The following is a 2106-nucleotide window of genomic DNA, read 5'->3' as shown; positions in this document are numbered from 1 at the left end:
AATAATCCATGTGATATAATCCCGCACGAACATTTCCTTGAAACTGTTTTTGGCGCGCTGGAGACTGGAGCGCACCTTTTCCTTGGCCTCGTTGCTCAGCTCGTGGTTTCTGCGGTAAAACTGAATATAGTCAAAATATTCGCTGGTAAGGGAACGGTCGCTGATATCATTCCAGCGGGCGCCCTGAATGCGCTTGCACAGCTCCCAGCGGAATTCTCCTGTGAGACGGATCATGGAGGTGACAAAGTCCTCCATATGGAAAATAGAGAAAAACATTCTTCCGCTGCTGTTGCGGTATTTGCCCTCGATTTCCTGCCACATTACGCCGCGGATTCCCACGTTGGGCATCAGGATAATATCCGGAAGAAATTCCAGGTGAATGGGCTCCTTTCCCATGATATCCAGATGATCATAGTCCAGGCTTTCCCGGTAGAAGGCGCTGTAGTCCACTTTTTTGATGGCTTCAAAGGCTTTTCCGACTTTGGTGAGGGTTACGTAGGAATCATTCAGATCCTTGAGCACATTGTCGGAGATGAAAATAGGGCAGAAAGTGGCGATGCGCCCGAAGGTCATTTTGTTGACCGGAGGGAACAAATTGCGCAGCTCGTAGTTTACCTTTCCCATGGAATTATTTTCCAGATCCTTAAATTCCGCTTCCGTGATGTTGCCGCTGGCCTTCTGCCTGTGTATGTAGTCCGAATAGTCCTGGTCAAATTCGTTTCGGCTGGGCTCTTTTTTTCCCTGAAAAATTGCCAGCAGCCAGTCGTAAAAGGTATATACCCCGAATTCACTGCGGTCTGTGCGCGTTTCCGACAGCCTGTAAAGCAGTGCGCAGTTTTCGGCTCCGGCCAGCTCCTCGTCCACATAGCCGAAGGCTAAAAACATTTTTACGGCCTTGGGAACGGAGGAAGTCTCCAGGGTGCGCTGAAACAGCAGGGAGTACAAGGCGTTAAATTCCTCTGTCAGTTTTCTGCGCAGGCTGCAGCATTCGTCCTCCATAGAATTTTTGTCAGGAAGGGCTTTGTAGGAATGCACATGCTGGCGGAAGCTGGAACAAAGCTCCAGATCGGAACCGGCAAAGTCCAGGATGGTGTTCAGGGAACCGGCCAATTCCTGCATCAGGGAGGTATCTGTCGCCGCCTCATCCTTTTTGGAGGCAGGCTCCTTCATCAACGACAGGTTTTTGCGGAAGCTTTGAATCCGTTTTTCCACCATCTGCGCATCCAGGCAGGGGTCTGATTCAAACTGTGATATCATTCTATTGATATCTGACAGGACGGATTCCGTATCTGCACAGTCCGGGCCGAGCTTGTAGTAGAGTGAGGTATACAGGTCAAATATATCGTTTGCATTTTCGTTGAAATATATGTTCGTAAGCTGCTTGCGGTAATGGAACTGCTCATCCAGGCCGAAATAGGTTTTGCGGAAGTCCAGACTGCATTTGCGCAAAAAGCCAAGGGAAATGCCAGGCTCCTGAACCAGGGGCTTATAGTGCTCTCCGGTATAAATGTGCTGAAGCCCAAGATAAAAGCTGTTTAACCAGATATCAGGAGCTTCCTCGCCCAGATAGGCGGTGAGGCTTTCCATGCCCTCAAGGGATCTGGGAGGAATCCGGTAACGGGCGCACAGGCTGTTATATTTCTCGTAATCCTCCAGAAGATTCTGGTACAGGTTGCTGCAGCTCAATTCTGAAAGGGAACATTGATCCAGCAGATGATTGAGCTGGTAAAAAGCGGAAAGCAGAAACAGCCTTGCCAGATCGGATCGTTTTTGAAGCATATCCTCCAGCGATTCCACATTGTTCAGGGTATAGGTAAGAATGGAGGTGTCCTCCAGGGCAAGATAGCTCAGGAAATGAATTTCAGAGCATATCTCGCAGATGCCGATCACATCTCCCTTGCCCAGAGTGTAAGAGCCGCCCGGATAGGAGACCTTTACCCTTCCGTTTGTGATCAGGTGCAGAACCCGTCATGGGCTGTCCGTATTCATAGATACTTTTTCCCTTTTCCAGTGTAATCCCGGCCATATAATAGTATACCTCTTTCGTCAGTTTGTTCACATTTATGTATAATATAGTATAGTATACAACAAAGCATATGTAATTTT

General features: G+C 48.4%; 1 protein-coding gene. It reads right to left on the bottom strand.

All coding sequences use genetic code 11. The features are described 5' to 3' along the window. On the bottom strand, positions 1 to 1890 hold a 1890-nt coding region (locus tag AC1WIP_RS14970; protein ID WP_481142581.1), incomplete at its 3' end, for a hypothetical protein. Positions 1891 to 2106 lie beyond the last annotated feature (216 nt).

Source organism: Acetatifactor sp., from assembly GCF_982438285.1.
Note: the sequence above shows the minus strand (reverse complement) of the source record. Positions and strands in the feature narration are given on the sequence as shown.